This is a genomic window from Paucilactobacillus oligofermentans DSM 15707 = LMG 22743, from assembly GCF_001434315.1.
GTDB lineage: Bacteria > Bacillota > Bacilli > Lactobacillales > Lactobacillaceae > Paucilactobacillus > Paucilactobacillus oligofermentans.
The window spans coordinates 58,969-83,891 of sequence record NZ_AZFE01000032.1 but is presented as its reverse complement, the minus strand read 5'-3'; the positions used below and the strand labels follow the sequence as shown (position 1 = coordinate 83,891).

The 24,923-nt window shown below is 35.3% G+C and carries 23 protein-coding genes; 2 read left to right on the top strand and 21 right to left on the bottom strand.

Annotated elements, in window-relative coordinates:
* Positions 1–128: 128 nt before the first annotated feature.
* Positions 129–875 carry an amino acid ABC transporter ATP-binding protein gene (locus FC70_RS07495; RefSeq protein WP_057890385.1) on the bottom strand — a complete coding sequence of 249 codons (747 nt, stop codon included), beginning with the start codon at positions 873–875 and terminating at the stop codon, positions 129–131.
* 281 nt (positions 876–1,156) lie between these two features.
* On the opposite strand from FC70_RS07495, the gene FC70_RS09400 reads away from it, so the two are divergent.
* Entirely contained in the window at positions 1,157–1,300 is a 144-nt protein-coding gene (locus FC70_RS09400) for an SPJ_0845 family protein (RefSeq protein WP_169787476.1), read from the top strand.
* A gap of 97 nt (positions 1,301–1,397) precedes the next feature.
* On the opposite strand, the gene FC70_RS07490 is transcribed toward FC70_RS09400, so the two are convergent.
* From FC70_RS07490 to rpsO, 9 genes are all read right to left on the bottom strand, one after another.
* Positions 1,398–1,691: a nucleoside triphosphate pyrophosphohydrolase family protein gene (locus FC70_RS07490; RefSeq protein ID WP_057890384.1), complete on the bottom strand. Its 294-nt coding sequence runs from the start codon at positions 1,689–1,691 to the stop codon at positions 1,398–1,400.
* Positions 1,691–2,284 (bottom strand): ribosome biogenesis GTP-binding protein YihA/YsxC, encoded by a 594-nt coding sequence (yihA, locus tag FC70_RS07485; RefSeq protein ID WP_057890383.1) that lies wholly within the window; start codon positions 2,282–2,284, stop codon positions 1,691–1,693. Before yihA ends, FC70_RS07490 begins: the two co-directional genes overlap by 1 nt.
* Positions 2,285–2,367: 83 nt before the next feature.
* Positions 2,368–3,615: an ATP-dependent Clp protease ATP-binding subunit ClpX gene (gene clpX / locus FC70_RS07480; protein WP_057890382.1), complete on the bottom strand. Its 1,248-nt coding sequence runs from the start codon at positions 3,613–3,615 to the stop codon at positions 2,368–2,370.
* Between the two features lie 168 nt (positions 3,616–3,783).
* Positions 3,784–5,106 carry a trigger factor gene (tig, locus tag FC70_RS07475; RefSeq protein WP_057890381.1) on the bottom strand — a complete coding sequence of 441 codons (1,323 nt, stop codon included), beginning with the start codon at positions 5,104–5,106 and terminating at the stop codon, positions 3,784–3,786.
* A 153-nt stretch (positions 5,107–5,259) separates the two neighbouring features.
* Positions 5,260–6,450: an elongation factor Tu gene (gene tuf / locus FC70_RS07470; RefSeq protein WP_057890380.1), complete on the bottom strand. Its 1,191-nt coding sequence runs from the start codon at positions 6,448–6,450 to the stop codon at positions 5,260–5,262.
* 183 nt (positions 6,451–6,633) lie between these two features.
* The gene (locus FC70_RS07465) at positions 6,634–7,560 is read right to left on the bottom strand and encodes a hypothetical protein (protein WP_057890379.1); all 927 of its coding nucleotides are present in this window, start codon (positions 7,558–7,560) and stop codon (positions 6,634–6,636) included.
* Between the two features lie 69 nt (positions 7,561–7,629).
* Positions 7,630–9,351 carry a ribonuclease J gene (locus FC70_RS07460; protein ID WP_057890378.1) on the bottom strand — a complete coding sequence of 574 codons (1,722 nt, stop codon included), beginning with the start codon at positions 9,349–9,351 and terminating at the stop codon, positions 7,630–7,632.
* 20 nt (positions 9,352–9,371) lie between these two features.
* Positions 9,372–10,244: a 4-hydroxy-tetrahydrodipicolinate synthase gene (gene dapA, locus FC70_RS07455; protein WP_057890377.1), complete on the bottom strand. Its 873-nt coding sequence runs from the start codon at positions 10,242–10,244 to the stop codon at positions 9,372–9,374.
* Between the two features lie 157 nt (positions 10,245–10,401).
* On the bottom strand, positions 10,402–10,671 hold the full coding sequence (rpsO, locus tag FC70_RS07450; protein ID WP_057890376.1) for a 30S ribosomal protein S15: 270 nt from the start codon (positions 10,669–10,671) through the stop codon (positions 10,402–10,404).
* A 244-nt stretch (positions 10,672–10,915) separates the two neighbouring features.
* Between rpsO and rpsT the strand changes: the two genes are divergently transcribed.
* A complete protein-coding gene (gene rpsT, locus FC70_RS07445) occupies positions 10,916–11,170 on the top strand; it encodes a 30S ribosomal protein S20 (protein ID WP_057890375.1) in 255 nt (84 codons plus the stop codon).
* 63 nt (positions 11,171–11,233) lie between these two features.
* On the opposite strand, the gene holA is transcribed toward rpsT, so the two are convergent.
* The 11 genes from holA to typA all read right to left on the bottom strand — a co-directional run bounded on the left by holA (position 11,234) and on the right by typA (position 24,904).
* Complete coding sequence (holA, locus tag FC70_RS07440) at positions 11,234–12,259, bottom strand: DNA polymerase III subunit delta (RefSeq protein WP_057890374.1); 1,026 nt, start codon at positions 12,257–12,259, stop codon at positions 11,234–11,236.
* A complete protein-coding gene (locus tag FC70_RS07435) occupies positions 12,229–14,502 on the bottom strand; it encodes a DNA internalization-related competence protein ComEC/Rec2 (RefSeq protein ID WP_235804090.1) in 2,274 nt (757 codons plus the stop codon). Before FC70_RS07435 ends, holA begins: the two co-directional genes overlap by 31 nt.
* A gap of 27 nt (positions 14,503–14,529) precedes the next feature.
* Positions 14,530–15,009 carry a ComE operon protein 2 gene (locus FC70_RS07430; protein WP_057890372.1) on the bottom strand — a complete coding sequence of 160 codons (480 nt, stop codon included), beginning with the start codon at positions 15,007–15,009 and terminating at the stop codon, positions 14,530–14,532.
* Between the two features lie 75 nt (positions 15,010–15,084).
* Positions 15,085–15,717 (bottom strand): helix-hairpin-helix domain-containing protein, encoded by a 633-nt coding sequence (locus tag FC70_RS07425; RefSeq protein WP_057890371.1) that lies wholly within the window; start codon positions 15,715–15,717, stop codon positions 15,085–15,087.
* 51 nt (positions 15,718–15,768) lie between these two features.
* Positions 15,769–16,809, bottom strand: coding sequence for a SepM family pheromone-processing serine protease (locus FC70_RS07420; RefSeq protein ID WP_057890370.1), 1,041 nt, complete (start codon positions 16,807–16,809; stop codon positions 15,769–15,771).
* A 1-nt stretch (position 16,810) separates the two neighbouring features.
* Positions 16,811–17,293 carry a pantetheine-phosphate adenylyltransferase gene (coaD, locus tag FC70_RS07415; RefSeq protein WP_057890369.1) on the bottom strand — a complete coding sequence of 161 codons (483 nt, stop codon included), beginning with the start codon at positions 17,291–17,293 and terminating at the stop codon, positions 16,811–16,813.
* Positions 17,294–17,296: 3 nt separating this feature from the next.
* Positions 17,297–17,857, bottom strand: a complete 561-nt coding sequence (gene rsmD, locus FC70_RS07410) for a 16S rRNA (guanine(966)-N(2))-methyltransferase RsmD (protein WP_057890368.1) — start codon at positions 17,855–17,857, stop codon at positions 17,297–17,299.
* Positions 17,857–18,141: a YlbG family protein gene (locus tag FC70_RS07405; protein ID WP_057890367.1), complete on the bottom strand. Its 285-nt coding sequence runs from the start codon at positions 18,139–18,141 to the stop codon at positions 17,857–17,859. Before FC70_RS07405 ends, rsmD begins: the two co-directional genes overlap by 1 nt.
* A gap of 137 nt (positions 18,142–18,278) precedes the next feature.
* Positions 18,279–21,704: a pyruvate carboxylase gene (locus tag FC70_RS07400; RefSeq protein ID WP_057890366.1), complete on the bottom strand. Its 3,426-nt coding sequence runs from the start codon at positions 21,702–21,704 to the stop codon at positions 18,279–18,281.
* 39 nt (positions 21,705–21,743) lie between these two features.
* The gene (locus tag FC70_RS07395; RefSeq protein WP_057890365.1) at positions 21,744–22,916 is read right to left on the bottom strand and encodes an FtsW/RodA/SpoVE family cell cycle protein; all 1,173 of its coding nucleotides are present in this window, start codon (positions 22,914–22,916) and stop codon (positions 21,744–21,746) included.
* A 146-nt stretch (positions 22,917–23,062) separates the two neighbouring features.
* Positions 23,063–24,904: a translational GTPase TypA gene (gene typA / locus FC70_RS07390; RefSeq protein ID WP_057890364.1), complete on the bottom strand. Its 1,842-nt coding sequence runs from the start codon at positions 24,902–24,904 to the stop codon at positions 23,063–23,065.
* Positions 24,905–24,923: the final 19 nt, after the last annotated feature.

The following is a 24,923-nucleotide window of genomic DNA, read 5'->3' as shown; positions in this document are numbered from 1 at the left end:
TTTTCTAGGTATCTAGTGTTCTAGATATCTATTACACTATAACTATATATTGATTTATTTGCAAGCTTTTTTAATAAAAAAAAAGACAATAACGAATATCGTCATTGTCTTCTTACGTATTTTGTAATTTATGCTTCTAAAATTTTTTCTAAAAAGTCCTTAGCACGATCAGTAGTTGGGTTTGAAAAGAACTTATCTGGTGCAGCAGATTCTTGAATATAGCCATCTGCCATAAACCAAATAGTATCAGCTACACTCTTAGCAAAGCCCATTTCATGGGTTACGACTACCATCGTCATCCCTTCATTAGCTAAATCTTTCATTACTTTTAAAACTTCACCAACCATTTCAGGATCTAAAGCACTAGTTGGTTCATCAAATAACATTACTTCTGGATTCATCGCTAATGCGCGGGCAATTGCAACCCGTTGCTGTTGACCACCAGAAAGACTAACTGGATAAGCGTCTGCTTTATCTGACATGCCAACTTTCTTCAAAAGCTCTTTAGCAATCTTGGTAGCTTCTTCATCAGATACACTTTTAACCTTTTTAGGAGCTAACTTCAAATTTTCAATCACTGTCATATTAGGGAATAAATTAAAACTTTGAAAAACCATTCCCATTTTTTCACGTAATTGATTAACATGTTTTTCATCTAACGTCGTTAAATCGTTACCTTCAAATAATACCGATCCACTAGTGGGCGTTTCTAATAAATTTAAGCAACGTAAGAACGTTGACTTTCCAGCTCCTGAAGGGCCAATAACACAAATAACTTCTCCAGAATTTACTTCTTCCGAAATATCTTTTAATACGGCATTATCACCATACATTTTTTGTAATTTATCTATTTTAATTACTGCTTGTTTTTCCATTACAGTTCCTCCTCGACAAATAATTTATTGTCTATATCAATGTAGATTATTATACTATTTTATGTTTGTTTATTCAATTGTTTTTCTGTTTTTACTTCGTTTATACAAAAAATAACTCAATATTCAAATATAACTGAATAATATTCATCTATTTAATTCACCTAATTCATTAAACGTTCTCCGTACTTAACTTTCACTAATGAATCTTCCAATTAATTTACTTTTATTATTTTGCATGATATTATTTAGTACATTAAGACAACTGAAAGGGATGAATGCTGATGGGACTATTAGTTAATCGCAAAGAAGATTTAGATGAAATGTTTGCAAAGTTCGCTTCTGAGCCAAAACCAAAAACTGAACAAAAGCCAAAAGATCAGACTGAAAAAGAATCTAAAGATGATAAGAAACCAACAGAAAAATAATTTTGTTGATTTTTTAATTACATTTAACCCATCCATACTTTATCTTTAAAATAAAAACTAGTGCAAAATCACTTTTCCGTGATTTTGCACTAGTTTTTTAATTTTGATATCCATCTGGATAACGTTTATTTAAGGTTTCAATATTAGTTTGAGCAATATCTTCAAACGTAATGTCTGCCCATTCAGCAACTTGTGATAAATACCAAAGCACATCTCCCATTTCATGCTTAAGCTCATCTTTATCCAAATCTTTGCCTCTAAAAGTATAGTTTTTAACTAAATCAACAACTTGACCAGTTTCCCCAGCAAGTCCTAAAGCACAGTTAGTTAGCACCTGTTCATTACCGTATAAAGTTCGATTGGCCGCTTTTTGATATTCGTTAAATTCCATTATTCGACTCCCCCAATATGTGATTCAATCCAATCCCATACTTTATCTTTTCCCATTTTAGTTTCCGCTGAAAATAAAACAAGTTCCGTTTCGCCATCCATATTTAACGTTTTACGAATTAGGCTTTCAGCTTTATTGCGGACACCTGGTTTTATTTTATCAACCTTAGTTCCAACAACTAATACGGGAATATCATAATAGCGTAGCCATTCATGCATTGAAACATCATCAGCCGATGGCGCATGTCTTGAATCAACTAACTGAACTACCCCACGTAATTGTTCGCGAGTTGTCATATAATGTTCAATCATCACACCAAATTTTTCACGTTCTTTTTTCGATACTTTTGCATAACCGTAACCTGGGACATCGACAAAATAGAGCTGATGTTCTACTTCATAAAAGTTCAAAGTTCTAGTTTTACCAGGTTGACTTGAAGTCCTAGCCAAACTTTTTCTATTAATAAGTACATTTGTCAACGAAGATTTACCAACATTGGAACGACCAACCAATCCAATTTCAGGATACCCGGTAGTCGGATATTGGGTCTCCGATACGGCACTCATTACTATTTCAACTTCATGAACTTCCATCTTTTGTAACCTCCGCTGCTATTTTTTTACAATAAAAGAGACCCGATCATTGGGCCTCACTCAACATCATTTAGTATAACATGTTATGATGCTTTTTCTTTTAAAACATATTCTGGTTCTGTACCATTAACAACATTACGCTTATTAATAACTACCTTAACAACATCTTCTCGGCTAGGTAATTCATACATCACGTCTCGCATAACATCTTCAATTATTGAACGTAGTCCACGAGCCCCAGTTTTACGTTCAATCGCTAAACTAGCCATCGCTTTCAACGCCCCATCAGTAAATTCAAGTTCACAATTATCAAGTTTAATTAATCGTTGATATTGCTTAACTAATGCATTTTTAGGTTCTGTTAAAATACGCACTAAATCTTCTTCATCAAGTAATTGTAGAGCTGTCAAAATTGGCAAACGGCCAATAAATTCAGGAATTAAACCAAATTTCAACATATCTTCTGGATTAACATGTTGTAAAAGATTTTTCTCTGTGACATCATCGATTTCACGAGAACTACTACCAAATCCAATTGTTTTATCACCAAGGCGATCCTTAACGATTGATTCAATCCCATCAAATGCTCCACCAACGATGAATAAAATGTTTTTGGTATCAATCTGAATGAACTCTTGTTGAGGGTGCTTACGACCTCCCTGAGGTGGAACATTCGCAATTGTTCCTTCAAGAATTTTTAAAAGTGCCTGTTGCACACCTTCACCCGATACATCACGAGTAATCGAAACATTTTCACTTTTCTTAGCAATCTTATCAATTTCATCAATATAGATAATACCTTTTTCAGCACGCTCTACATCATAATCAGCTGATTGTAATAACTTTAAAATAATATTTTCAACATCTTCACCAACATAACCCGCTTCAGTTAACGTCGTTGCATCAGCAATTGCAAATGGAACATTCAAAATACGAGCTAATGACTGTGCTAAATAAGTTTTACCGGAACCGGTTGGCCCAATTAAACTAATATTACTCTTTTGTAATTCTGCATCTTCTTCATTATCATCTAGCATAGCATTAACACGTTTATAATGGTTATAAACAGCTACCGATAACGTCTTTTTAGCGTCTTCTTGACCAATTACATAATCGTTTAATTTACCAACAATTTCAGCTGGAGTTGGCACTTCCAAAAATGAAGCTGCTGAGTCTTCAGCAATTTCTTCATCAATAATCTCTTTACATAAATCAATACATTCATTACAGATATAAACCCCAGGACCAGCAACAATCTTTTTCACTTGATCCTGTGACTTACCACAGAACGAACAGTTTACGGAATCCATACCAGTAGTATCTTCAAACATTTATCAGATTCCTCCTCTTATTTTTCATTACTATTATCATATCAAATATAAGTCATTATTACGAACAATTGACTCATATCTTCTGGATAAAAAAGTGAGTTATTCCAAAACAAAAGTTTTGGAACAACTCACTTTAACTAGTAAATTAATCTTAATAACTAATTGTTATTATTTGTCTTCACTATCAGTAGCTTTTTTAGCTGTCTTTTCTTGTTTTGCTGAATCACGAATGATATCAACAGCTTGTTTAATAGCAATATCATGCGCGATCATATCGCGAGAAAGTGCCTTTTCAACTGCTGCTTCTTCCATACCGTATTGAGCAGCTAAGTCTTTAATTTCAGTCTTAACTTCTTCATCAGTAGGTGCAAGTTTAGCATCTTCAACAATGGCTTCCAAAACAAGGTTAGTCTTTACACGATGTTCTGCATCACCAGCAAATTGTTTTTGCAAATCTTCTTTGGTTGAACCAGTGATTTGGAAATACATTTCTGGGTTAATACCTTGTTGTTGCATGTTTGCCAAGTATTGTTGCATTTGACGATCAGTATCATCATCCAACATTGCTTGTGGAATATCTTTAATTTCAGCATTATCAACCGCTTGGTTAATTGCTGATTCTTCGATAGCTTCTTTGGCTTGTGATTCTTTTTGTTCTTTAAGGTTAGCTTTTGTCTTATCTTTTAATTCGTCAAGTGAGTCAACGTCTTCGTCAACATCCTTAGCAAATTCATCATCAAGTTTTGGAAGTTGTTTTTCCTTAACTTCATGAATCTTAGTAGCAAAAATAGCTTCTTTACCAGCTAATTCATCAGCTTGATAGTCAGCTGGGAATGTAACTTTAACTTCAACATCTTCACCAGCTTTATGACCAACTAATTCTTCTTCAAATCCAGGAATAAATGAGTTTGATCCTAATTCAAGTGAATGGTTATCAGCTGAACCACCATCAAATTTTTCACCATCAATTGAACCAACATAGTCGATTACAACTGTATCGCCATTTTTAGCTTCTTTGTCTTCTTTAAGAACAAGTTCAGCTTGTTGTTGGCGTTGCTTTTCAAGCTCAGCATCAACTTCTTTAACCAAAACACGAGTGCTTTGCTTAGGAACAGTTAATCCTTTATATTCGCCTAACTTAACGTCTGGCTTAACAGTCACAATTGCTTTTAAAACCCATGGTTGATCTTTTTCCATGCTTTCAGCATCAATGTGTGGTTGATCAACTGGTTCGATACCAGCTTCTTTAATAGCAGCTTCATAAGCTTCTGGTAAAACAATATTCAAAGCATCTTGGTACAATGCTTCTTCGCCGTACATTTGGTTAAAAATTTGGCGAGGCATCTTGCCTTTACGGAATCCAGGTACTGCCAAAGTCTTTTTGGCTTTAGCAAAAGCTGAATCGATTCCCTTCTTAATTGTATCGACATCAATATCAAATGTTAATGTTCCTTGGTTGGTTTCGCTATCGCGTTCCCATTTTGCAGACATGTTGTTTCCTCCATACACTATTAATCATTTATTTAGAATACTTTTTTTCATACCTGTTTAGTCTACCGTATCGAGCGGAAAAAGTAAACAATTGAGAGATAAATACAAAAAAAACTTGGTAAACAAAGTTTACCAAGTTTTTAAAACTATATATTAGTCTTCGATTTCTGAAACGACACCGGCACCAACAGTATGGCCACCTTCACGAACAGTAAACTTAAGACCCTTTTCAATAGCAACTGGGTTGATAAGTTGTACATCAAATGTAACATTATCACCAGGCATAACCATTTCTACACCGTCTGGCAAACCGATAACACCGGTAACGTCAGTAGTATGGAAATAGAATTGAGGACGGTAGTTTGAGAAGAATGGAGTATGACGTCCACCTTCTTCTTTAGTCAAGATATAAACTTCAGCTTTGAAGTTTTTATGAGTCTTGATTGAGCCAGGAGCAGCCAAAACTTGTCCACGTTCGATTTGTTCGCGGTTAATACCACGAAGCAATGCACCAACGTTGTCTCCAGCTTCACCAAGATCAAGAGTCTTACGGAACATTTCAAGACCAGTAACTGTAGTCTTTGTAACGTCTTCATGAAGACCAACGATTTCAACTTCATCACCAACGTTAACTGTTCCACGGTCGATACGACCAGAAGCAACAGTACCACGACCAGTAATTGTGAATACATCTTCAACAGGCATCAAGAATGGCTTGTCTGTATCACGTTTTGGAGTTGGAATGTATGAGTCAACAGTATCCATAAGTTCCATGATAACCTTTTGTTGTTCTTCGTCGCCTTCAAGGGCTTTAAGAGCAGATCCACGGATAACAGGAATATCATCGCCTGGGAAATCATATTCTGAAAGTAATTCACGTACTTCCATTTCAACTAAGTCAACTAATTCGTCATCATCAACAAGATCAGTCTTGTTAAGGAATACAACGATGTAATCAACACCAACTTGGCGAGCAAGAAGGATATGTTCACGTGTTTGTGGCATAGGACCATCAGTTGCAGCAACAACAAGGATGGCACCATCCATTTGTGCAGCACCAGTAATCATATTCTTAACGTAATCAGCATGTCCAGGTGCATCAATATGTGCATAATGACGTGCTTCAGTTTCGTATTCAACGTGGGCTGTGTTGATAGTAATACCACGTTCTTTTTCTTCAGGAGCAGCATCAATAGTTGCAAAGTCTGCAGCTTCAGCCAATCCCTTAGTAGCTAGCACTGCTGTGATAGCTGCTGTTAAAGTTGTTTTCCCATGATCAACGTGGCCAATAGTACCAATGTTAACATGAGGTTTTGTACGTTCATAATGTTGTTTTTCTGCCATTATTAAAACCCTCCAGATATTGTGTAAGTATGATGTCAGCTACTCGGTAGTAACTGACACACCTTTAAAGAATAATTATACTACTTCTCTTCGAGAATTAAAAGTCATTTACGACACCTCGATGAGAAACCTTAACCATTATATACAGTACAAATTTATTTGTAAACAATTAAATCCAAACTTTTAACTCATATTTTTAAAAAGTTGTTCACTCAAGTGATTTAAAGCATTCTGCCAATCTAATATTACTTCAATTTCTGGTGTCTTTTCATTTAATTCTTGATTCATAATTTTTTTAATTGAAATTTCTGTCCAAAGCTCAGTGTTAATAATAATTTTTTCAATAAACGGATAACTAAATACCATTTGTAATTTAAACTCTCGTAGCAAAGCATCTAGTAAGACTGGATCTTCGTTGCCCATTTTCTGCTTAAATAACTCATTAACTTCACAATAAATATTATTGTCATCTAATGGAATGATTGTTGCCGCATTAAACTCATATTCACGTTCATCAATCCATAACATTTTAAATATTTGATCCAATTTTAATTGTTGCAAAATCTGAACTATTGAGGAACGAATTAAGAGATTGGTATACGGATCTCTTAACAAAAAGCTAGCCCCTTTTATATATTCAGATAGCGGTAACTGATAAGCATTCTCAAATCGCTGTTTCTGTTCTGAAAAAATAACATCCCCTAAATGGTAAAAATGTTTCAGATTAGTTGCAATCGTTTCTGTTAAATTAAGTTTAGCTTGTTCTTCCGCCTGAATAATTTCATTAATAATTATAGTCTGATGATTGTTATCTGTAAGCAGATTTGCAAATACTCTCGCCCGAATAAACTGATTTGTCGCACTGAAAACAGAAATAATTAGGTTACTTGATTCTTCATCAATTAGATATGATGATTCAAATTCTAATGCATAAGTTAATGCCGTTTGAAATTGTTCATCTTCATATAGTGACTGCACTAATAATCGATTAACTTCTTGATCTGGAATTGATTGATACAAAAGTTCCAACAAGTTACTAGCTAAGCCCCAGTTTTGCTCTTCAACAGCTGTCTTAGCCTCTGCAAATTGTTTCAATTGTTCATCATTCATTAAGCTTCACATCCTTAAATAAAAAGGGCTGTGACAAAACTAATGTTTTGCTGACAGTCCTTTCCATAATTATTCTGAATCTACTTGTTTTTCTTTATCTTGTTGTTTTGGCTTTTTCTTATTGATTTTACGAGCATGTTGGTTAACTTCCATAATTACTGGAAGAATCACCGGATGACGTTTGGTTTGTTCAAATAAGAAACGATTTAATTTATCACGAACATCTTGTTTAAGATGTCCCCAATCAAATTCTTTATTATCTAAATTATCTTGTACGGTTTCTTCAACTAATTTAGCACTTTGATTCATCAATTCACGATTAGTTTTTACAAAGACAAATCCGCGCGATGTAATTTTTGGTTGCGCAACAATTTTCTTCTTACGACGATCAATTGTCACAACTACTACAAAGATTCCATCTTCAGCTAATACCCGACGATCACGTAAAACAATATTACCAATATCGCCGACACCAATTCCATCAATCATCGTGTCGCCAACTTCAACGCTATCACCCAGATGCATTTCTTGACCATTATAGTCAAGTACATCCCCTTTAGAAGTAATGAAGATATTATCAGCGTCAATACCAACTTCTTCAGCTAATTTGGCATGTTGACTAAGCAAACGATATTCACCTTGAATAGGAACGAAATACTTAGGTTTCATGAAATTCAACATTAATTGAAGATCATTTTGACTAGCATGACCTGAAGGTTGGAGATCATCAGAAATTGATTTAACTTCTGCTCCAGCACGATAAATCATATCACGTGTTTTTTGAACTGTTGTTTCCATTGCCGTTGAAGGTGTAGTGGTAATAAAGACTAGATCATTGGATCCTAATTTAACATCCTTATCATCACCGGAAGCCATTTTTTGAAGTGATTTAATAGGTTCACCCATCTTACCAGTTTCAAGAATTACAACTTGATTATCTTCAAGTTGATCAGCTTCTTCAATATTAATTAAGATTTTTTCATCAGGTAATTTAATTTTACCCAATGCCATTGCCGTCTTAACAATTTTTTCTAAGTCATGACCTGAAAGGACTACTTTACGATCAACTTCAGCAGCTGCATCCAAAACTTGTTGAATCCGCAAGATGTTTGAAGCAACACTTGCAACAACAATTCGGTTAGTTGAGTAACGGAACGTCTCAACAATGTACTCTGCAATTGTTTTTTCACGTTCACTTTGACCAAAGTTTTCTGCACCAGCAGAGTCACTAAGCAAGGCTAATACACCCTCACTACCAATTTCAGCTAACCGTGCTAAATCAGTTTGATAACCTGGTAAAGCAGTTTGATCAAATTTAAAATCACCAGTGTAAACAATATCTCCACTGTCAGTTTTTAAAACGATTCCCAATGATTCAGTAATCGTATGGGTTGTCTTAAAGAATGACACCGTTACGTTATCAAAATCAATCTCTGTCTTTTGATCAACTACGTGGAAATCATCCGTGCTTTTATCTTTTACGCCGAGCTTAGCTAAAGCGATTGTTAAGTCTGAACCAAATACTGGAACTTGAAAATCATCCAAGAAGTATGGCAAAGCTCCAATCGCATCAGCATGTCCATGAGTTAAAAATACCCCTACGACACGATCAGCGTTTTCTTTCAAATATGTCCAATCAGGAATTACAACGTCAATTCCTAACATTTCATTTTCTGGATATTTCAAACCACAATCTAAAATAAAAATTTTGTCGTCCACTTCAACAGAATACATGTTTTTTCCATTTTCACGTACTCCACCAATCGGAACAATCCGAATGTTGTTACTCATTAATTCACCCTTAAATCTTTCTATATTTCTAAAATCTTAAATAATTTTTTTTCTTCATCTTCATCTAAAGCCATAATTGGCAATCGACATCCGCCGACTGAGTGTCCTTGATAATTCAATACTGCTTTAACTGGTGATGGCGATGGATACATAAACAAGGCCTTCATTTTTGGTGTTAGCTCTCGCTGAATAGCAGCCGCAGCTTTTACATCACCTTTATCTACATCGGCAAACATTTCACTAATTTCATTACCAAACACATGGCTCGCAACTGAAATTAAACCAGCCCCACCAATTTCTTTAGTAGCTAAGGCCAAATTATCTTCACCAGTATATACATAGAAGCCATCAGCTGATCCTTTAACAATTGCACCTAAATCATCAATGTTAGTACATTGTTTAACGCCCATAATATTGTTAACGTGACTTAATGCAATCACCGTCTCGACAGACATGGTAACGCCAGTTCGTCCGGGAATATTATAAATAATGATTGGTACTGGGCTTTCTTTAGCGACCGCAGTAAAATGCGCAATCATTCCTTTTTGATTTGGCTTATTATAGTAAGGAACAACCACTAAAGCAGCATCTACACCATCAATGGCGCCAGCTTCCTTAGTAAAGTCGATTGTTTCTTGCGTATTGTTCGAACCAGTACCAATCACCATCGGTACTCTATTCTTTAAAATGCGTCCACTTTCTTTATACAAAGTGATTTTTTCATCATGAGATAGCGTTGGGGTCTCCCCAGTTGTTCCGCCAACAATAAATCCTTTGCTACCATTTTTAATTAAATAATTTAAGATATTTTCTAATTTAGCAATATCTAATTGGTTATTATCATCAAATGGTGTTACAACAGCGGTCATCAAATCCACATTCTCAAATGTCATTCTAAATTCCCCCTTATTAAATTAATATTATTCCGGATAATTACTTTCTCAAGTTTACCACATATTTCACATATTGCGATACTTATCAATTCTTCTAAAATTTATTTTAAAATTATGTACAAAAAAAGGTTGAGCCTTGGCCCAACCTTCTTACATCTTAACGACGTAAACCTAATTTTTGGATTAGATCGCGGTAACGAGTTGTATCATTCTTACGAAGATATGCAAGCAAGTTACGACGGTGACCAATCTTCTTCATTAGTCCACGTTGTGAATGAAAATCCTTCTTATGAACACTTAAATGTTCATTAAGTTCGTTAATGTCAGCAGTTAAAACTGCAACTTGAACTTCAACAGAACCTGTATCGCCTTCTTGACGAGCAAATTCAGTCATGATTTCAGTTTTACGTTCTTGTGAAATAGCCATGTTAGTTTCCCACCTTTCATAATAATTAATAGAACCAAGCTCTAAGTAAAACGTCGGTGAGGATCGCTAAACTGAGAACCGGTTACGTCAAAAATCTTTTTGACTCTTAACAATATACTGTATTTATTCGAATAGTGCAAGTTTGATAAATTAAACTGTCCTTGCAAATACTCATGTCCTTTTGTATAATGTTTAGTGTTGAAAAAAATAACTTAAATAAACTATATTTCATGGAGGTGAAACCATGCCAATTATCAAATCAGCAATCGAACGTGTCCGTGTTAACGAAAAGGCTCAAGTACGTAATGCCGCACAATTAAGTTCAATGCGTACATCCGTAAAGAAGTTCGAACAGGCTAAGGCTGCAGGTGCAGATAACCTTGAAGAAACTTTTAACGATGCTCTTTCAGCTATTGATCGTGCACATTCAAAAGGCTTGATTAAAGCAAATAAAGCTGCTCGTGACAAGTCACGTCTATCAGCTCGTTATGCTAAATAATCATTGTAAATAAAAAAGCGTCAAACACTTCCAGTGTTTGGCGCTTTTTTATTTAACTATAATTTACGATGCTAATTTAGCATATTTCAACATAAACAATTCAAATAATAATTGCGGATCTCGTGTAGTAGTTTTTAGTTCTAATTCAATATCAACTAATCCCACATATGCTTGTTCTAATAACTGACTAGAAAACTTTTTAACCGTTTGCATTGCCATTTTAACACGAAATGGATGTGCCTTAATTTCCGCTGCAATTCCACCCTGACTTAACCCTCTTTGAACTAATACATGAACTTGAATCAGTAATCTAAACTGTCCAACTAAAATTGCATTAATCATAATGGGCTGCTCTTGGCTTTCAATTAAATCTTGATAATGCTGCATTGCCAATTGTGAATTCTTAGCTAAAACTGCATTAACTAAATCAAAAACATTCTGATCAAGTGACTGCGGTACCAATCCTTGAACTCCAGCCATTGAAATTTCTTTATATTGTAAATCAAATAATTCAAGTTTCGATATTGAACCCACCATCAATGAATAATCAGCATTGGTTCGCTTCACTAACTCTTCTAAAACCACCGGTGTCATTTGATAACCATCTGCAGTGATTTGTTGCATAACTAACTGTCGTGACACCTGTTCTGTTAATGGTGCTGCACTAACTTCTAATGCTATTTTTTTTAAGTGTTTTACAATTTTTTTACGACCATCTAATTTCTCATATGGAGCTAAAAATACTAAAATAGTATCCGTTTCTGGATGAGTTAAGTACGCTTCCAAACTATCAAGATCATGTTCAATTTTTGTCGACTTATTATCACCAGTTAAAAAGTAAGGCTTATTAATTAATACTAATCTTTTTTCACCAAAAAAAGGAGCAGACATTGCATCATCTAATGCAACTGCCAAAGGTGTTGTTTCCATATCATAGCTACCAATATTTATTACTTTTTGATCTTCCGGAATCAACTGATTAAATGCAGCCCGAGCTTGTTCCATCAGGATACTTTGTTCCCCTAGAACAAGATAAACTTGTCCCACCGGTTTTGAATTTAACTGTTTTCGTAAGGTGGTAACATCCATGTCAGTTCGTTTCCCTTCAGTTTAGTAATCCATTGTTTATGGTTGAATGGTCCATATTCATATTTAATCATACCGTACTTTTGAGTCGAGAGCGATCGAATATGCTGTTTTTTTAAATTTTCCATCGTCTCATTATTTGGATGACCATAGCGATTAATCCGGCCAGCCGAAATAATTGCTAATTGGGGATGAACGCTTTTAATAAAACTTGGATCAGATGCCGTTTTGCTTCCATGATGACCTAATTTTAAAATATCAGTTTTTAAATTTGGATAACGTCGAACAACTTCATTTTCACCATTTCGATCCAAATCACCCATAAATAAAAATCGTTGATGACCAAATTCACCAGCTAAAACTAATGAGTCTTCATTAGCACCTTTGCCTTGATTAAAAGGATGCAAAATTCGTAATGGTAAATTCACTACCTTGGTTTTATCAGTCACTGGTATCAAAATGCTATGTTGTTTTATTGCTAAAGGTAATACTTGATGCTTGAAATTTGCCTGCTCTTCCATCCCAGCTGGATAAATAATTCTTTGAACAGTAATGTGCTTTAGCAAATCACTACTATATCCAATATGATCCGTGTCTTGATGCGATAAACATAATGTATCAATTCTACTGATTCCACGACTCTTTAAATAATTAATACAAGTTCTCATTGCCCGACTAGAACTTGGCGTACCTGTTGCCCAAGTTGCCTTTGGAAATGATAATTGTCCTCCTGTATCAATCATGATTACATTACGATTAAACGGTTCCCTGATTAAAAAACTATCTCCTTGACCAATATCGAAGAACACGACTTCACCAAATAATGGGAAATGAATTATTCCAAAAATTATTAAGTAACTAGCTATCAATATAATCCATCGTCGCTTCAGTTTTGGCTTAGCGAATACTAGTAAACTAATAATAAATAAAATTAACGTTAAGATTAAACTTGGCTTACCAAAATGAATCAATCCCGGTAAATCACCGATTTGATTAATTATTAATTGAAACAAATTCAGTCCCTGTTCGATAAAATTAGTCAGCGCGGGGATTAATCCAAATGATAATGCTGCTAAAATAACCAGTGGAAAGACTACACTAGAGAACATTGGAATCATTAAATAGCTTGCTAGTAAACTCAATACATGCCATTCAAATACAAAATATAAAATTGATGGCAACCCAATTATATTTAATAATACTGCATTTCCTAAAGACTCATGATTCGCTGGTAAAAATTGAATCATTAATGCCAACAAATAACTCAGTTGCCCACCCAAGGTCAACAACACATTAGGCTGAATTAACAGTCCACCAATCAGTCCCAAGCTCCAAATATCGATCTTCGACAACTGACAAATTTTAGCTTTGCCAAATAAAGAAAACTCAGCCATCAAAATTGAGCGGATTAAACTAGATGATCCACCACCAATAATTAAATATGCAGGTAAAATTATAATCAATATCCAAGTAGTCCACTCTCGATTAAAGTGAAGTTGAACTAAGATTCTTCTTAATAAGCTAATAAAAATAACGACATGCATCCCCGAAATACTAAAAAGATGAATTAGTCCTAATTGTTTAACACCAGACATTTTTTCATAAAAATCACTAGGTGAATTGCCAATTAATAAGCTGTTACAATAATCTTTCGTTGTACTTGGCATTGTTTGGAAGTATCTAATTAGCTGGTTTCGAATTAAATGACACCAATTTTGAAATTTAAAATCCCATGAAATCGGCGCCAAATTTATCTTTTCAATTTTTTGTACATTGATTTGATTGTAAATATGTTTGGTTAAATTATATTGGACTGAATCAAACTGATTTTCATTAGTTGCGGGTTGAATCGCTGATGTTTGTCCGGTTAATATCCACTCGGTTGTTTCATTAATTTCTAGTAATTGGGCCTGTCTTTGTTTAGACTCAATAAATCCCGTCACTTGAACCTTTTGATGTTTAATCTCATCATACGCATGCGCTTGATATCGATCACCATTAATTTTTAATTCATCTGCATAAATTCGCAGCTTTACTCGTTGTTCTTGCTGGTTACTTAAGGTTTGGCGCTGAATTTCGTAAGTTAAATACTGACATAACCCCATGGTACATAAACTCACTATCAAACAACTTAACCACACGTCTCGTCGACGTAAGGTAATAATTCTTACTAGTAACCAAATAATTAAGATTACTAATTCTAGCCGCTTTGAAAACCAAGTAGTACAAATTAGACCTGCACACAAAGCAGGAAACAGAATATAATTTTTAATTTAGTCGCGTTCGATAAAATCTTCTAAATTAGTTTCGGCAATCACATCATGATCTAATTTGACTTGCTTTAATTCAATGTTTTTTAATTTGAGCAACTTCATTGCATATTCATCATTATGATAGTTTCTTAAGTAATTAATTTGCGTGATGCCAGCTTGCAATAACATTTTTGTACATTGTAAGCATGGAAAATCAGTTACATAAATAGCTGCATTATCAGTTGAAACACCAAACCGAGCGCATTGTAAAATTGCGTTCATTTCTGCATGAATCGTCCGGACACAATGTCCATCAATTAAATAGCAATCATGATCAATGCAGTGTTCATCCCCAGCAACTGAGCCATTATAACCACCCGCAATAATTCGCTTATCACGCACAATTGTTGCCCCTACAGAGAGACGTTTACATGTGCTCCTGGAAGCAAGCAATACCGCTTGAAGCATAAAATATTGATCCCAATCAATTCTAGTATCCATGTGTTAGCGTCCTCTTTTCTTTTGCATATAGTATAACAAAAACATTGATAAATCAAAGCTACTTGTTACAAAGCACTAGATTGAAAGTTGGTCTCGAATCTTATAGACACTCTTGTCACCAAAACCACTGACTTCTTTTAAATCATCAATGGTTTTAAACTGTCCATGTTGTTCCCGATACTGTAAAATCAAATCGGCTTTTTTATCACCGACACCCGTAATTTTAGTCAACTGCTCTTTAGTGGCAGTATTCAAGTTCACCACATCAGCTTGCGCATCGCCACTAGCACTAGACTGACCATTATTTACTCCAATTGGCGTATTATCTTCACCTTGCATTGGTACATATAAAACTTGCTGATCCGTGACCGATTGCGCCATATTAACATGATTCACATCCGCGCCTACAATCACCCCACCAGCACAATCAATCGCATCTTGAGCCCGTAATCCTTGACGTAGCTTATAAACACCTGGTTGCTTAACTGCACCTTTTACATCAACATAGGCCACCGAATGTGTATCGGAACTTTGCGTGGTTAACTTTTTTTGACTACTACTTTGAGTGTCTTCTGCTGCTACTGGCATATCCAAGTTATTATTTGGTGCCTTGTGGGTAAACAAAATCACGATTATCCCAACTACAACACAAATGCCAATTAAACAATATTTTCGATAATCATCCCAAATCATTTTTATCAATTCCATAAAAAAATCCTCCTTTACATAATAATTACGTAAAGAAGGATTCTTTTCTATTTAATGATTTTCTAAATATTTAACTGCATCTGCAAAAGTTTTAACTGGCACAACTTTCATATCTGGTGCATATTTTTTAGCGGTTGCTTTAGCCAATTGATAATTAGTTTTATGCTGTTCTTCATATTTTAATAGTGTTTTAGTTGGTTTTAAATATGGCGCAAAGAAAATTTTGGCCCCCGATTTTTTAGCGGCTATTATTTTTTTATCAATACCACCAATTTCTCCAACTGAACCATCAGGATTTATCGTACCAGTACCAGCAATCTTTTGACCATGACGTAGATTTTGTCCGGTTAATTGCTCATAAATTTGTAAGCTAAACATTAATCCACCAGATGGGCCACCTAATTCACCTGGTTCTACATCAACTGGTATTTTAGTGGTTACTTTGACATTATCGGTCAGTATAATTCCAATTCCAGAACGTTTAGTTGTAAGTTTAATCAACGGCTGCGTACTTGTTTTTTCTTTACCATTATGCAAATAAGTAACTGCTACTTTAGTTCCAACTTTTTGTTGACCAATGTATTTTTGATAACCTTCCGCCGTATTAAAATGACGTCCATTAACTTCAGTGACAGTATCACCAACTTTAATGTCATGTTTGAACTTTGAATTACTGGTCACTTGCAGAACATAAATACCTAAATATTTTTTAGTGTACTCTTTACCAGCTGCCTGATATGCAGTTGCGATTGATTCATTAATCGCACTTTTCATATAAAAATTCTGAACTTTTTCATATGTGGCATCACTAACACCGCCAGTAATATCATCTTCTTTTTCAATTGATGCATGCGGATTAGCTAACGCCCATAAATAAGTAGCTGGGCGAGCACGTTGGATATAAACTGATGTAATCATAAAACTACCAGATTTTTTATCACGTTTATTGTCAACGCTAACATAACTTTTCAAATCATCCGCAGTTCCTGGAGTTTCAATATACGAATTTAACGGAAACAACATTACAACAGCTAGTACAATTAACGAAATAATTCCAATTGTAATTTTTTGCCATTTAGCAAGCTTTTTCAAATTATTTTCCTCGTAACTTTTCCGCTAACTGTTTACTAATACTACCAGGCAAATAATCATCAATATCGCCACCATAGTTGGCTACTTCTTTCAGTAAACTACTTGAAAGATGTTGATACTTAGGATCAGCCATCATGAACATGGTCTCAACTTGATTGTCCAAATGAAGATTCATCGCTGCAATATCTCGTTCATACTGAAAATCAGCCGTATTACGTAATCCCCGTAATAAGTAATCAGCACCAATCTTATTCATCAAATCAACCGTTAAGCCTTCTGTCGTAATAACCGAAACATTAGGTAACTGCTGAACGGCTTCTTTAATTTGAGTAACCCGTTCTTCTACAGTAAACAACGGCGTTTTAGCAGTATTGGTCATCACCGCCACAGCTAATTGATCGAACAATTGACTTCCACGTTTTATTAAATCTAAATGACCTAGTGTTAATGGGTCAAAACTTCCAGGAAAAATTGCTACTTTCATCTCTTATTGCCTCCCTATATATCGATAAATCGTAATAACTGTAATTCCATAGTCTTGATGCCTAATCATTTCAAAATTATCAAGTGGATCAGGTAATTCTGCATTCTGATCAGTTTCACAAACAATTATTGCATCATCATCAAGTAAGTTCATTTCAACCATCTGATTCAAATTGTCAACAATTTTTTGCTTAGCATATGGTGGATCTAAATAAACTAATGCAAAGCTCATTTCACGTTGTTGTAAAATCGCTAATGATTTGCTAGCTTCTTGTTTATAAATTTCAAACTTATCTTCTTGCTTCGTAACACTAACATTATCTTTAATCGTCTTAATGGCTTGATAACTCATATCAATTAAAACTGCCTTATCAATCCCACGAGAGACCCCTTCAATACTCAAGCCACCGCTACCTGCAAATAAATCTAAACTATTACCACCATCAAAATATGGACCAATAATATTAAACAAGGCTTCTTTAACTTTATCTGTGGTAGGACGCGTTCCATTTCCTGGAACAGCTTTTAATTTTCGACCACCAAATTCTCCTGCTACTACTCGCATTAATTTTCATCCTCATCAAGTTTATGATAAATTCCAGCCGCATTCAAATCCGACATGGTAGGATCAACATCTGGTCGGTGAGATAACTGAACCCGTTTGACGAATTTTAATTTATTAATTCGTTCTTTAATATCATCAATTTGATCTTGATTGACATACAAAATAACATAATGCATTTTTGTTGATGAATATTCAATTTTACCAAAACGTCTTAATTGGCGAATCATTCGCATATTATTAACATAAATTATTAATGATTGTCGCGGTTTTATTTGAAAATCCATAATTACCATCTCTTTTTTTAATATACGAATATTGTATCAAACTTTAACTGGTCCTGCTTAATATTCCTTCAGTAGTTATATGAAATCATGATAAATAAAAAATTGTAGTGATAATAGTAACACTACAATTTTTTATACTAATCTATAATTTCAATTAATAAATCGTTAGAATCAATGACATCCCCGGCTTCAACAAATACGGTCTTAATTTCACCATCAGTTGGTGCTTGAATTGTCGTTTCCATTTTCATTGCTTCGGTTATGACAATTGGTTCACCCTTTTTCACTCGATCACCTTTAGCAACCATAACTTTTAAAACTGATCCGCTCATTGTAGCACCGATTTGACCAGGTTGAGTTGGTTCTGCCTTACGTTTTTTAATAATATTATGAGAAACACTCGCATCATTTACTTTAATTTCACGAGCGTGACCATTAATATCAAAATACAACGTTCGATTACCCTCATCATCTGGTTCGCTGATTTGATTAAGTTGAATAATTTCAGATTCACCCTCATCAAGATCAATATCAACTCGTTCACCAACCCGAACCCCTTGGAAAAATGTTGGTGTATCAAGTAACGTAACCGGTCCATATTGCTTTTGACGATCAACATAATCTAGGTAAACCTTTGGATACATAATATAACTAATAACATCATTAAAGGTTACACTGTGACCTAATTTTTCAACAAGTTCCTTTTCAATCTGCTTAAAATCTGCTGGTTTAGTTAAACTACCTGGGCGTACTGTTAACGGTGTTTTTCCTTTAAGAACTAACTTCTGTAGTTCTTTAGGGAATCCACCTGCTGGCTGACCTAAATCACCCATGAAAAAGCTCACCACTGAATCAGGGAAATCCAGGGTTGCTCCCTGTTCCATCACATCTTCAGGCGTTAATTCATGTTGCACCATAAATAACGCCATATCCCCAACCACTTTTGATGACGGTGTTACTTTGATAATATCACCGAACATCATATTAACTTGGCGATACTTGATTTTAACTTCTTCAAATTTATCACCTAAACGAAGTGCATTAGCTTGTTGTTCAAGATTAGAATATTGACCACCCGGCATTTCAGTTTGATAGATATCGGTTTGTGGGCCCTGCATTTTACTTGTAAATTGTTGGTAATAAGGACGCACTGATTTCCAATAACGTTCGACAGCCTCAATATTTTCAATTGAAATCTCTGGTTGGCGTTGCGTACCCTTCATTGCGTAATAAAAGCTTCCCATACTTGGTTGCGAAGTTTTTCCAGACATTGAACTTGAAGCCACATCAACAATATCGACACCCGCTTTAGTAGCTTGTGCATAGGTATAAATTCCATTTCCGGTTGTATCATGTGTATGCAAATGGATTGGCACATCAATTTGATCTTTCAATGTTGACACTAACTCATACGCTGCTTCTGGTTTTAATAAGCCTGCCATATCTTTAATCGCAATAATATGGGCTCCTTCAGCTTGTAGTTCTTTAGCTAAATCAGTGTAATATTTTAAATTATACTTAGATTTGTCTGAATCAAGAATATCACCGGTATAACACATTGTAGCTTCAGCAACTTTATTATTATCACGGACGTACTGAATACTTTTCTCCATTTGTTCAACCCAGTTTAAGCTGTCAAAAATTCGAAAAACATCCATTCCATCCTGAGCAGATTGATCAATAAATGCTTTTAAAGCATTATCAGGATAGTTTTGGTAGCCGACTGCATTAGAACCACGGAACAGCATTTGCGTTAGTGTACGTGGCATCATTTTACGAAGCTCACGTAGCCGAACCCATGGGTCTTCACCCAAGAAACGATAAGCAACATCAAATGTTGCTCCACCCCACATCTCATACGAAAATAAGTTAGGAAATGCTTTTTGCAATCGTGGTGCGATTGTCGTCATATCCTTAGTCCGCATTCTCGTGGCAAACAAGCTCTGATGTGCATCACGCATTGTTGTATCAGTTAAAAGAACTTTGTCTTGGCTTTTTATCCAATCAACTAGTGCATCGGGACCGTTTTCATCTAAAATATCTTTCGCCGTTATCGTGCCCGCCGCAATTGGTTGAAAATCTTCGTCATAATTAAATTCAGGATAATATTTTTGTTCGCGACTAACTCCGGGGAAACCATTAACGGTTGTTGTTGCAATATAAGTTAATAGTTGTTCGCGCTCATCTAATTTTTCATTCAACTTAAATAATTCCGGTGTTTGATCTATAAACGTCGTCGTTGCTAATCCACTTCTAAAAACTGGATGACTAATTACATTTTGCATAAACTCAAGATTAGTCTTAACTCCACGAATTGTGAATTCTTCTAACACTCGGTCCATCTTATTACATGCTTCAACAAAAGTATCAGCTACTACAATAGCTTTTACTAATAATGAATCAAAGTAACGAGTAATTACAGAACCAGTAAATGCATTCCCACCGTCAAGCCGGACTCCATTACCACCTGGTGAGATATATGTTGATATTTTTCCAGTATTAGGCATAAATCCATTAGTCGCATCTTCTGTGGTCACACGTGCTTGGATTGCAGCCCCATGATACGTGATTTCAGCTTGTTGTGGGTAATTGAGCTCTTTATGTAAATCGAGCCCCTGAGCAATCAAAATTTGCGATTGAACAATATCAAAGCCAGTAATCATTTCTGTAATCGTATGTTCAACTTGAACACGCGGATTAACTTCGATGAAATAGAAATGATCACCCTCAACTAAAAACTCAACAGTTGCCGCATTTAAATAATTAACATGTTTCAAGAATTTTACAGCAGCTTCACAAATCCGTTGTCGTAGTTCAATTGGCAATGCGATTGCCGGTGCAATTTCAATTACTTTTTGATTACGGCGTTGGACCGAACAATCACGTTCAAATAAATGAATGACATTGCCATGTGCATCCGCTAATATTTGAACTTCAATATGTTTGGGACTAGCTAAATACTTTTCAAGGTAAATTTCACTATCACCAAAAGCCTTGCTAGCTTCGCTCTGTGCTGTATTGTAGGCATCAACTAATTCTTCTTCATGCTTAACAATTCGCATACCTCGTCCACCACCGCCATTAGCGGCTTTAACAAAAATTGGATAACCAATTTTTGCGGCGGCAATTTTAGCTTCCTCAACCGTTTCAACAGCATGATCTGTTCCTGGAATAGTTGGAACATTGGCTTCATTAGCAGCAATTTTAGCCGCCATTTTGTCACCAAACATTTCTAAATGTTCTACCTTTGGACCGATAAACGTGATTCCTTCTTCAACACAGCGTCGATTAAACTCTGCATTTTCCGATAAAAATCCATATCCAGGATGGATTGCATCAATCTGATGTTCCTTAGCAATTCGAATAATATCTTCAATATCAAGATATGCAGCAATTGGTTCTTTCCCTTTACCAACTAAATATGCTTCATCAGCCTTAAACCGATGTTCTGAATACTCATCTTCTTTGGCATAGATTGCCACTGCAGTCATATCTAATTCATGAATCGCACGAAAAATTCGTGTAGCAATTTCACTTCGATTTGCAACCAGTACACGTTTCATTGAATGATTCCTCCATCGGTTTTAATGTCATTATAATTTTTAATAGTCTACCATTTTTGAACGCTTTTGTTGAGAGGAAATATTAATTACTAGTCCTAACGAAGCACATAAAACTAACATACTTGAACCACCATAACTGATAAATGGAAATGTAACTCCGGTAATTGGCACTAACCCAGTTACTCCACCTACATTAAAAAAGGTTTCAATTCCAAAAAAAGTGGCTACTCCATAACAAATTAACGATTCATAAGTTTTTTGACATCTAACTCCAATCCAAACTGTTCTAACTACAATAATTCCAAGTAGAAATAGGATTAACATTACAAACAAAGCACCCATTTCTTCAGCGATAATCGCCAAAATAAAATCAGTATTTGGTTCTGGTAAATAACCCATTTTTTGAATACTATTACCTAAGCCAACGCCAAACAATCCACCATGCGAAATTGCATAATATGAGTTAACCAACTGATTACCAGCACCTTTAGCTGTTCCAAATGGATTAGCAAATGCAACAAAGCGGGCTAACCGATAACTACCCTTTGAACCGCTCGAAGCAATATGTGAAGCAATTGGTCCCAGAACAATCATCAGAGATGCAGTACCAGTAACTAATAGTCCAGCGCCCCATTTCCAATTAATTCCACTTGCTAATACAATAACAAAAACAATCGATAAATTAATTGCAGCTCCACCAGTATCAGGCTGTAATACAATTAATCCAATTAACACTACAACCCAAATATACATTTTAAAAATATCAATTTCATGAACTGAAGCTCTTAATCCATGACTCATCGTACTTTGATGTTTAGAAAAAACATCTGACAGATAAAGAATTAATAACAATTTACAAATTTCTGCCGGTTGAATACTCATAAATCCTAAATTGATCCATCCCTTAGCACCATTAACTGATTGCCCTGCAATTAGAACAAACACTAACATTGCCACAACAATCCAAAAAAAAGATTTTAACATAATCGGATGACGCCACTTATCAATATTCATTGCTGTCATCCATATCAATGCGATTAATCCCAAAACAACATAGATACCTTGCTTAATAAGATATCCTGTTGGTGTTCCCCCATTTTGAACCGCAATATCAGAACTAGCAGAATAGACCATTACTAATCCAATCATACACAGCAAAATATACGGTACAAATAACCAGTAATCTAAAAATCTTAGCTTTCCCCTACGCATTTCGTAACGCTCTTTTCTTCATCTTTATTATCGAGTTAATTCATTTATTATATCATATCCCCATTTGATAAAAGTTTAAATATACATGTAAATTAGAACGCAAAAAATCCCCGGAATAATTCCGAGGATTTCTTTGTTAAACATGATTAATTTTTAGTAGTCTTACGTTTTTTAGCTTCTTTTTCACGCATGCTTGTGTCAAGAATTTGTTTACGTAAACGAACATGTTCTGGTGTTACTTCACAATATTCATCATCATTCAAGAATTCAAGTGATTCTTCAAGTGATAAGTTAAGTGGAGTTTTGATACGAGCCATTTCATCAGAACCTGATGAACGAACGTTAGTAAGGTTCTTACCCTTAGTGATGTTAACAGTAATATCATTTTCACGTGAGTTTTCACCAACGATCATTCCTTCATACACTTCTGTACCAGGTTGAATCATCAATGTACCACGTTTTTCAATACCCATCATAGCGTACGTTGTAGACTTGCCAGAATCCATAGATACCAATGTTCCCTTTGAACGACCTGGATTCCAGTTTTTAATAACTGGAGCATACTTTTCAAATGTATGGTTCATAATTCCGTATCCACGTGTTTGTGACATAAACTCAGTTGGGTAACCAATCAATCCACGAGATGGAGCAAGGAATGTCAAACGAGTTTGACCATTATCAGTTGTTTCCATATTTTGCATTTCACCCTTGCGTTGAGCCATGCTATCAATAACACCACCAGTATATTCGTCTGGAGTATCGATTTGCACTTCTTCGAAAGGTTCTGACATTACACCATCAACATCGCGATAGATAACTTGTGGACGTGATACACCCAATTCAAAGCCTTCACGACGCAAGTTTTCAATTAAGATTGAAAGATGCAATTCACCACGTCCTGAAACGGTCCATGCACCTGGATGATTTGAATCTTCCACACGCAATGAAACGTCAGTATGCAATTCGTTCTTTAAACGATCTTCAAGTTGACGTGAAGTAACAAACTTACCTTCACGACCAGCCATTGGTGAATCATTAGTCCGGAATGTCATTTGCAAAGTTGGTTCATCAATACGAAGAATTGGCAATGCTTCTGGATGAGCAGCATCAGCCACAGTTTCTCCAACATTAATTTCTTCCATACCAGCAACGGCAATTAAATCACCAGCAACGGCAGATTCAATTTCAAGTCGTTTCAAACCGAAGAAACCAAATAATTTGGTAACACGATAGTTCTTCTTTGAACCATCAAGTTTCATTACTGAAACAGTATCTCCAACTTTGATTTGTCCACGGAAAATACGGCCAATACCAACACGACCAACGAATTCATTATAATCCAATAAAGCTACTTGGAATTGTAAAGGTTCGTCACGATTATCAACTGGAGCTGGAATCTTTTCAACAATTGTTTCAAAGATTGGCTTCATAGTTTCTTTTTGTGTTGCGACATCTGGATCTAAGCTTGATGTTCCGTTCATAGCAGATGCATAAACAACGGGGAAATCAAGTTGTGCTTCATCAGCACCTAATTCAATAAACAAATCAAGAACTTCATCAACAACTTCTGAAGGACGCGCACCAGGGCGATCCACTTTATTAATTACAACAATTGGTACTAATTTTTGATCCAAAGCTTTTTTTAACACAAAACGAGTTTGTGGCATTGTACCTTCATATGCATCAACGACAAGTAGAACACCGTCAACCATCTTCATGATACGTTCAACTTCTCCACCGAAATCGGCATGTCCTGGTGTATCCAAGATATTAATTTGGCGGTCACCGTATTTAACGGCTGTATTCTTTGAAAGAATAGTAATTCCACGTTCACGTTCAATTGCATTAGAATCCAAGGCACGATCTTCAATAGATGAATGTTCGTCCAAGGTATCTGATTGTTTCAACATTTCGTTAACTAAGGTTGTTTTACCGTGGTCAACATGGGCTATGATGGCTATGTTACGAATATCGTCGCGTAATTTCAACTTTATTTCTTCCCTTCAT